Source organism: Natronospira sp., assembly GCF_007134575.1.
GTDB lineage: Bacteria > Pseudomonadota > Gammaproteobacteria > Natronospirales > Natronospiraceae > Natronospira > Natronospira elongata.
This window is the reverse complement of sequence record NZ_SLKM01000093.1, coordinates 1-8,035: the sequence shown is the minus strand read 5'-3', so window position 1 is coordinate 8,035 and position 8,035 is coordinate 1. Positions and strand designations below refer to the sequence as shown.

General features: G+C 63.2%; 10 protein-coding genes and 1 pseudogene. All 11 read left to right on the top strand.

Annotated features, from left to right (window positions below; genetic code table 11):
- Positions 1-177 (top strand): annotated as a pseudogene (locus ACJWXQ_RS03660) (Holliday junction branch migration protein RuvA); the annotation flags it as partial.
- A 3-nt stretch (positions 178-180) separates the two neighbouring features.
- A complete protein-coding gene (gene ruvB, locus ACJWXQ_RS03655) occupies positions 181-1,221 on the top strand; it encodes a Holliday junction branch migration DNA helicase RuvB (RefSeq protein WP_346049202.1) in 1,041 nt (346 codons plus the stop codon).
- 69 nt (positions 1,222-1,290) lie between these two features.
- Positions 1,291-1,698 (top strand): tol-pal system-associated acyl-CoA thioesterase, encoded by a 408-nt coding sequence (gene ybgC, locus ACJWXQ_RS03650; RefSeq protein ID WP_346049204.1) that lies wholly within the window; start codon positions 1,291-1,293, stop codon positions 1,696-1,698.
- Positions 1,695-2,378 (top strand): protein TolQ, encoded by a 684-nt coding sequence (gene tolQ / locus ACJWXQ_RS03645; protein WP_346049206.1) that lies wholly within the window; start codon positions 1,695-1,697, stop codon positions 2,376-2,378. Before ybgC ends, tolQ begins: the two co-directional genes overlap by 4 nt.
- Positions 2,379-2,381: 3 nt before the next feature.
- Positions 2,382-2,840 (top strand): protein TolR, encoded by a 459-nt coding sequence (gene tolR / locus ACJWXQ_RS03640; RefSeq protein WP_346049208.1) that lies wholly within the window; start codon positions 2,382-2,384, stop codon positions 2,838-2,840.
- Complete coding sequence (gene tolA, locus ACJWXQ_RS03635) at positions 2,837-3,757, top strand: cell envelope integrity protein TolA (protein ID WP_346049210.1); 921 nt, start codon at positions 2,837-2,839, stop codon at positions 3,755-3,757. The genes tolR and tolA overlap by 4 nt, the downstream gene beginning before the upstream one ends.
- A complete protein-coding gene (gene tolB / locus ACJWXQ_RS03630; protein WP_374729178.1) occupies positions 3,754-5,100 on the top strand; it encodes a Tol-Pal system beta propeller repeat protein TolB in 1,347 nt (448 codons plus the stop codon). Before tolA ends, tolB begins: the two co-directional genes overlap by 4 nt.
- Positions 5,101-5,142: 42 nt before the next feature.
- On the top strand, positions 5,143-5,691 hold the full coding sequence (pal, locus tag ACJWXQ_RS03625; protein WP_406672170.1) for a peptidoglycan-associated lipoprotein Pal: 549 nt from the start codon (positions 5,143-5,145) through the stop codon (positions 5,689-5,691).
- Positions 5,692-5,696: 5 nt separating this feature from the next.
- On the top strand, positions 5,697-6,476 hold the full coding sequence (gene ybgF, locus ACJWXQ_RS03620; protein WP_346049214.1) for a tol-pal system protein YbgF: 780 nt from the start codon (positions 5,697-5,699) through the stop codon (positions 6,474-6,476).
- Positions 6,477-6,487: 11 nt separating this feature from the next.
- The gene (gene queE, locus ACJWXQ_RS03615; RefSeq protein ID WP_346049216.1) at positions 6,488-7,186 is read left to right on the top strand and encodes a 7-carboxy-7-deazaguanine synthase QueE; all 699 of its coding nucleotides are present in this window, start codon (positions 6,488-6,490) and stop codon (positions 7,184-7,186) included.
- Positions 7,187-7,203: 17 nt separating this feature from the next.
- Positions 7,204-7,896 carry a 7-cyano-7-deazaguanine synthase QueC gene (gene queC, locus ACJWXQ_RS03610; RefSeq protein WP_346049218.1) on the top strand — a complete coding sequence of 231 codons (693 nt, stop codon included), beginning with the start codon at positions 7,204-7,206 and terminating at the stop codon, positions 7,894-7,896.
- The last annotated feature ends 139 nt before the right edge of the window (positions 7,897-8,035 follow it).

Below are 8,035 nucleotides of genomic sequence, written 5' to 3'. Positions count from 1 at the left end.
TTGCCCGCCGGGGACAGTGCGCAGCCGGCCAGTCCGGCCGATGAGGCCTTTGACGCCCTGGTTGCCCTGGGGTACAAGCCCCGGGAGGCCTCCCGCATGGTCGCCGGCGTGGACCACAAGGACCTCAACAGCGAGGAAATCATCCGCCAGGCCCTCAGAGGCCTGGGGAGAGGATAAGCCATGAGTGAGCAGGACCGCCTGATCAGTGCCGAGAACCGGGGCGAGGACGAGCGCTTTGATCGTGCCATTCGTCCCCGTCGGTTGGCCGACTATCGCGGCCAGCCGGAAGTCCGTGAGCAAATGGAAATCTTCATCGAGGCGGCGCGCAAGCGGGGCGAAGCCCTGGATCACACGCTGATATTCGGTCCCCCCGGCCTGGGCAAGACCACCCTGGCCCACATCATTGCCGAGGAACTGGAAGCCAATCTGCGCCAGACCTCGGGGCCGGTGCTGGAACGCCCCGGCGACCTGGCCGCCATTCTGACCAATCTCGAGCCGGGGGACGTGCTGTTCGTGGATGAGATCCACCGCCTGAGTCCGGTGGTGGAAGAAGTGCTGTATCCGGCCATGGAAGACTTTCAGCTGGATATCGTGATCGGTGAGGGGCCGGCGGCGCGTTCCATCAAACTGGATCTGCCCCCCTTTACCCTGGTGGGAGCCACTACCCGTGCCGGCCTCTTGACCTCGCCCCTGCGGGCCCGGTTCGGGATTGTCCAGCGCCTGGAGTTCTATGACGAGGCGGATCTCGCCTTCATCGTCAATCGCTCGGCGGATATCCTCAATCTGCCGGTGGAGGAGGCCGGGGCCCGTCAGATCGCCCGGCGGTCTCGTGGTACGCCACGGGTTGCCAATCGATTGCTGCGGCGGGTCAGGGATTATGCCGAGGTGCGTGCCAGTGGCACGGTTACCGAGACGGTGGCAAACCAGGCCATGGACATGCTCAAGGTGGATCCCAATGGTTTTGATCTGATGGATCGCAAGTTGATGCTCGCCATCATTGAGAAGTTTGATGGCGGCCCCGTAGGGGTGGACAGCCTGGCAGCCGCCATCGGTGAGGAGCGCGGCACCATCGAGGATGTCATCGAGCCCTACCTGATCCAGCAGGGCTTCATGAAACGCACTGCCCGTGGCCGCGTGGCCACTTCCTCGGCCTGGTTGCATTTCGGCATGAAACCGCCGGGGTACCGGCCTGGGGAAGGGGAACCGGGCCTGTTCGATTGAGTCAGAGTGTCTGGGGGATGTCGGGCCTGGAGTCCATTCAGGTGCAATTCGTGATGTCGGGGAAGGACATTGTCTGATCTATTCGAGTGGCCCGTGCGGGTCTATTACGAAGACACCGATGTGGGTGGCGTTGTCTATTACGCCAATTATCTGCGTTTCATGGAGCGCGCGCGCACCGAGTGGCTGCGTCAGCTTGGCTTCGAGCAGGACGAGCTGATCCGCGACGACGGCGTGCTCTTTGCGGTTGCCGCTGCCGAGGTGCGTTACCGTGCCCCGGCCCGTTTCAATGACCTGCTCCACGTCACCGCGGCGGTGACCGAGCAGCGTCGCTCCCGAATCATTTTTGAGCAGAAAGTCTATCGTCCCGCCGATGGGGCCCATCTCACCGATGGCATCATTACCGTGGCCTGTCTGGATGCCGAGCGTTTCCGGCCGCGCCCCCTTCCCGATTCCATGCAGAGGATTCTGTTCGCATGACCGAACAAGACATGTCCATTTTGGCATTGATCGCCGAAGCCAGTCTGCTCGTCCAGCTCGTCATGCTGATTCTGGTTCTGGCCTCGGTGGCTTCCTGGGCAGTGATGTTTCGCAAGCATCGCATGCTGAGAGAGGCGGAGGAGGCGGCCGAGCGCTTCGAACAGAATTTCTGGGCCGGTGGTGACGTCAGTGAGTTGTATCGGGAGCTGGCGGAGCAGCCGGAAGAATCCCAGGGTATGGAGGCCATTTTTGAATCGGGTTTTGCGGAATTCGTGGACGGTCAGAAGCGCAAGGGCAGAAGCGCCGACGATGTGGTGGAAAGCGCCCGCCGCAGCATGCGGATTGTCCACATCCGGGAAATCGACCGCCTGGAAGCCAATCTCGCCTTTCTGGCGACGGTGGGTTCCACCAGTCCCTATATCGGTCTGTTCGGGACCGTCTGGGGGATCATGAATTCCTTTCGGGCCCTTGGGACCGTGCAGCAGGCCACCCTGTCCATGGTCGCGCCGGGTATTGCCGAAGCCCTGATTGCCACCGCCATGGGGCTGTTTGCCGCCATTCCCGCGGTGATTGGCTATAACCGTTATGCCGACAAGGTGGAACGGTTGGAGGTGCGTTTCGACACCTTCGTCGAGGAATTCTGCAGCATCCTGGAACGCAACGCGCATTCGGAGCAGTAGGCAATGGTAGCGGGCAAGCGCAAGAAACGTCGCATGATGGGGGAGATCAATGTGGTCCCCTATATCGATGTGATGCTGGTGTTGCTGATCATCTTCATGGTCACCGCGCCCCTGCTGATTCAGGGGGTGGATGTGGACCTGCCCGCCCTGGATGCCGAGCCCATTGATGCGGATCAGCTGCAGGAAAGCCGGCCCATTACCCTGACCGTTGACCGGGACGGGCAGTATTTTCTCAGCATCGGCGATCAGGACGACCGGCAGGTCAGCGAGGACGAGCTTCAGGCGCTTGTGAGCGAGGCGCTGAACGAACGACCCGATAGTCCAGTCTATGTCCGAGGGGACCGCAATGTTGACTACGGGCGGGTGATGGAAGCCATGACGAGTTTGAGGGCCGCCGGAGCGCCGGGGGTGGGGCTGATTACCGAGCCGCCCGCGAGGCCTGCGGGAGCTGAAGGCGCGTGAATCGCCGAAGGCAACAGGAAGACTGGAAGTGGCCTCTGGTGATCTCGGCCACCCTGCATGTCCTGCTGGGAAGCACCCTGCTGATCAGCCTCGAGCGTGATCGCCCCATCGAGGACGCGGCGGACGAGGCACCGGGGGAGATCATCCAGGCCACCAGTATCGATGCCGAAAGCCTGGATGCGGCGCGGCAGGAACTGATCGAGCGCGAACGCCAGCGCGAGGAGGCAGCGCGCCGCGCGGCAGAGGAAGCCGAGCGCCGGGCTCGCGAGGAAGAAGCGGCCCGTGCCGCCGCCGAGGAGCAGCGTCGACGCGAAGCGGCCGAGGCGGAACGGCGGCGGCAGGAAGAAGAGCGCCGTCAAGCCGAGGAGGCGGAAGCGCGACGGCAGGCGGAAGCGGAGGAGCGTCGGCGGGCAGAGGAAGAGGCCCGCCGCCAGGCCGAAGAGGAGGAGCGCCGGCGGGCAGAGGAAGAAGCCCGTCGCCAGGCGGAAGAGGAAGAGCGCCGACGGGCTGAAGAAGAAGCTCGGCGTCAGGCGGAAGAGGAAGAGCGCCGCCGGCGGGAGGCTGAGGAGGCCATGCAGCGGGCAGCCGAGGAAGAGGCCCGGGCCCGTCGCGAGGCCGAGCGGCAGCGGCGGATCCAGAGCCTGCGGGCCCAATATACGGCCCAGATTCGTGCCCATGTGGAGCGCCACTGGATTCGGCCCGGCGAGGTGCCGGATGATCTGGCCTGCGAGGTCGTCGCCCAGCAGATTCCCGGTGGCGAGGTAGTGGAGGTTCAGGTGCGAGACTGCAATGCACCGGCCGCGGTGGTTCGGTCCATTGAATCGGCCGTGTTTCGCTCTTCGCCCTTGCCGCCGCCACCGGAAGAAGAGGCCTTCGCCAGGACCATCGTATTTACCTTTAGAGGGGATGCACAGTGAAGCAAGCAAATCACTATCGGCGGGCAGGCTGGCTGATTCTGCTGCTGTGGCTGTTCGCCCCGGCCGTCTGGGCCGATGAGGTGCTGCGGGTGGATATCACCAGTGGTGTGGATGCTGCCGAGCCGGTGGCCGTGGTGCCCTTTGCCTGGGAAGCAGACGGCGAGGCGGGGCAGGACGTGGCCGCCATCATTGCCGCCAATCTGGAACGCAGTGGTCGCTTTCGCCCCCTGAGCCGGGACGAGCTGCCCGCCCGTCCCGGCATCGAAGGCCGCCCTTCCTTCAGTGAATGGCGTGAAGCGGAGGCCGATAATCTGATCGTGGGCGAGGTGCGCCAGTCCGGTGATCGCCTGGATATTCGTTTCCGCGTCTACGATGTCCACCGCGGCGAGCAGGTGCTGGGCTACAGTCTGCCGGCGAGGGCCGACCGCCTGCGACGGGCTGCCCACCAGATCAGCGACATGATCTACGAGCGGCTGACCGGTGACCCCGGTGCCTTCAATACCCGACTGGCCTATGTCCAGGTCGAGCGGCGCAATGGCCGGGAGCGCTTTCATCTGGTGGTGGCGGATTCTGACGGCGAGAACCCTCGCCAGATCATGAGTTCTTCCCATCCCATCATGTCACCGGCCTGGTCTCCCGATGGCGAGCGCCTGGCCTATGTCTCTTTCGAGAACCGCCGTTCCGAGATCTTCGTGCAGGAATTGCGGACCGGGCAGCGTCAGTCCGTCTCCGCCCGGGACGGCATCAATGGTGCGCCGGCCTTCTCCCCGGATGGCAAACGGCTGGCCATGACCCTGTCGGTGGGAGATGGCGGGCCGGATATCCATGTGCTCGATCTGGAGAGCGGTGAATTCACCCGTGTCACCCGCAGCCGGGCGATTGATACCGAACCCGCCTGGTTCCCGGACGGTGACCGTCTTGCCTTTACCTCGGACCGTGGGGGTGCGCCCCAGATTTACAGCGTGGGGGTGGATGGTGGGCAGTTACGGCGTTTGACCTTTGATGGCAACTATAATGCCCGCCCCATGGTCTCACCCGATGGTCGACGGCTGGCCATGATCCATCGCGGTGCGCAACCCGGGTTTCGGATTGCAGTCCAGGATATGGAACGTCGCGGTCTGACCGTGCTGGGAGAAGGCAACAGTGATGAATCTCCCAGTTTTGCCCCCAATGGCGCCATGATCATTTATGCCTCGCGCAGCAATGGGCAGGGCGTCCTGTCCGCCGTGTCCACGGACGGCCGGGTACGCCAGCGTCTGGGCAGCGGTGAAAGCAATGTCCGCGAGCCTGCCTGGTCGCCACGCCTGGATGCCGTCGACCGGGGTGCGCTGCGAGGAAACTGACAGCCTGGCTTTTCAAAAATTTGATTGCAGGGGAGTAGTTCCATGAACGGGAATGAAGGTATCACCTTGAAGCTTGTCACTGCCTTGTCGGCGGCCCTGGTTCTGGCCGCCTGTACCGGCACTCAGGAGATCGTCGATGAGGAGGCCGCCGACGAGGCGGACCGCCGCGCTGCTCAGGAAAGAGAATCGGCGGAGATCGATGGTCTGCGGGATGATGAATTTGCCGAGTTCCAGGCCCTGGACGACCCGGATAGCCCGCTGTCCGAGCGGGTCATCTACTTCGATTTCGACCGTTACGAGGTCAAATCCGAGTACCGGGAACTGGTTCGGGAACACGCCCGCTACCTGCGTGACAGGCCCGATCTGCGGGTCCGTCTGGAAGGTCATACGGACGAACGCGGCTCACGAGAGTACAATATCGGTTTGGGAGACCGACGGGCCCAGGCCGTCCGGCGCATGCTCGTGCTCCATGGGGTATCCGAGGACCAGATCCGGACCGTGAGTTACGGTGAGGAGCGGCCGGCCATCCCGGAGAGCAATGAGGATGCCTGGGCCGCTAACCGTCGGGTGGAAATCGACTATATCCGGTGATGCCAATGTCTTTTCGAAACAGCCTGATTCCACTGGCCCTGGGCAGCATCCTACTGCTGCCGGGCTGTGCCGCCCTGGATGCCCAGGACGACGAAACCGCCGAGCGACTTGATCAACTGGAAGACCGTCTCGCCCAGATCGAGCGCCTGGTGGACAGTGACAGCCTTATTGATCTTGCCGCCAGCCTGGAGGAAATCCAGTCGGAACTTCGCGGCCTGCGTGGTGATGTGGAACTGCTTCAACACCAGCAGGAGGGCATCCAGGAGCGCCAGCGGGAAACCTACCTGGACCTGGACCGGCGGCTTCGGCGCCTGGAAGTCGGGGGTGCACCGACGGGCACACCCGACCTTCAGGAAGACGAACTGGCAGGACTGGATGCCGGTGAGGAAAGGGGCGCGGCGGATCCAGCCGAGGCCTACCAGGCGGCCTTCGAGCTTCTCCGGGAGGGGCGCTACGACGCCGCCGGCGAGGCCTTTGACGCCTTCCTGGCAGACCACGCCGACAGCGATCTCGGCGCCAATGCCCGCTATTGGCTGGGAGAGGTTCATTACGTCACTCGGGATTTCGAGCAGGCCAGCGAAGAATTTCGGCGTGTCCTGGATGATTATCCGGGCTCCAACAAGGAGGCGGACGCCGCTCTGAAGCTGGGTTTTGCCTATTACGAGCTGGAGCAATGGGATCAGGCGCGGGACATGCTTGAAGAAGTCCGCCGCTCCCATCCGGATACCTCGGCCGCCCGTCTGGCGGGGAACCGCCTCAATCGCATGGCCGATGAAGGCCGCTGAGTGAGCGCTCCATGACGGTAGAGGTTCCGCTCAAGCCGATGTCTTCCCGTGATTCTGCAGGGTCGCGGGTGAACCGGGTGCGCATTACCGAGATATTCCATTCTCTTCAGGGAGAATCGCGAACGGTGGGCTTGCCCACCGTTTTCGTGCGTCTGACCGGCTGCCCGCTGCGCTGCGTATACTGCGATACCGAATATGCCTTCCATGGCGGAGAGTGGCGAGAGATCGACGACATCTGCCGGGAGGTCGCCAGCTACCAGGCCCGCCATGTCACGGTGACCGGGGGCGAACCCCTGGCCCAGTTCAACGCCGATCGGCTGATCCACGCCCTTGCCGATGGCGGGCAGGAAGTCTCGGTGGAAACCAGCGGCGCAATGGACATCAGTGTCCTGGATGATCGCATTGTTCGGGTGATGGATATCAAGACTCCCGGCTCCGGTGAGGTGGATCGGAATCGTTGGGAGAATCTGGACCAGTTGCGCCCCACTGATCAGCTCAAGTTCGTGATTTGCAACCGGGCCGACTATGAGTGGAGCCGGGACCTGTTGCGGCGAGAGTCACTGCAGGATCGCTGCGAAGTCCTTTTCTCGCCGGAGCACCAGGGTCTCAAGCCCGCCCAGCTGGCGGAATGGATACTGGAAGACCGCCTCCCGGTGCGGTTTCAGCTGCAATTGCACAAGTACCTCTGGGGCGACGTCCCCGGTCGCTGACAGAGCCTAGCCAGATTATGCCGATTTCAAATGACGACACGCCGAAGGCCGTCGTGCTCCTCTCGGGCGGCCTGGATTCAGCCACCGTGCTGGCCATGGCCAGGGACGAGGGCTACGAGTGTCATGCAATCAGTTTCCGCTATGGCCAGCGCCATGATGCAGAATTGCAGGCGGCCGAGCGTGTAGCCGAGTCCCTGGGGGCCGCCAGCCATCGGACTGTGGGGCTGGACCTGGGTAGCCTGGGTGGCTCCGCGTTGACCGATGCCAGTCTGGCGGTGCCCGAGACCCCGGGTGAGGGGATCCCGGTGACCTATGTACCGGCCCGCAACACGGTCTTCCTCTCCATTGCCATGGGCCTGGCCGAAGTCATTGAAGCCGCTGCCATTTATATCGGTGTCAATGCGGTGGATTACAGTGGTTATCCTGATTGTCGGCCGGCATTCATCGAGCGGTTCCAGGCATTATCCGATGTGGCGACACGCCAGGGTCTGGAAGGTCGGGGACCGAGTATTCGCACCCCGCTGATCGATTTGCCCAAGTCCGAGATTATTCGGCGTGGTCTGGCGCTCGGTGTGGACTATGGCCTGACCGTGAGTTGCTATCAGGCCGATGAGGCGGGCAGGGCCTGTGGCCGCTGCGACGCCTGCCGTTTCCGCCGCCAGGGCTTTGAAGAAGCCGGGGTCGGGGATCCCACCCACTACCGACAGTGAGTGGCAGGGAAGTTTTCTCTCTCTCAGAGCTTCCAACATGTGTGCAATGCCGCTATAATGGCGGGCTTTCCGGGTCGTTAGCTCAGTTGGTAGAGCATCGGACTTTTAATCCGCTGGTCGCTGGTTCGAATCCAGCACG